Here is a 329-nt window from a genome sequence, read left to right on the forward strand (position 1 = left end):
TACTTCTCCTCAATGCTTAAAAACTAACCATTCACTTTCTCCATATACTTTGATATCAGTACTATCTATCATTAAATAACCTTCCTCACCTAGTAGTGGTAAATTTATTCTTTTAAGTAAGCTTTTAGCTCTTTTAGATAATCTACTAAACTCCGGTACTTTTAGCCTAAGTCCAGTAAGCTCAAATATAGATCTAACAAACCCTTCAGTTTGCCTCAACGGCAACTTAAGTAGCATGCATAATGTTACCATAGTTTCTATTGCATAATCCGAATAATAAGTTAGGCATCCTTGTTTACACATATTATCATTTACAGCATACCATAACT

Annotated in this window: 1 protein-coding gene; it reads right to left on the reverse strand. The window is 32.5% G+C overall.

Going from position 1 to position 329, the window contains the following annotated elements; all coding sequences use genetic code 11:
• Positions 1 to 9: 9 nt before the first annotated feature.
• Positions 10 to 329, reverse strand: a 320-nt coding sequence (locus NF27_RS10555; RefSeq protein WP_039459450.1) for a transposase, incomplete at its 5' end; no start/stop codon positions are given.

The organism is Candidatus Jidaibacter acanthamoeba (genome assembly GCF_000815465.1).
In the GTDB taxonomy this organism is placed as follows: Bacteria; Pseudomonadota; Alphaproteobacteria; order Rickettsiales; family Midichloriaceae; genus Jidaibacter; species Jidaibacter acanthamoebae.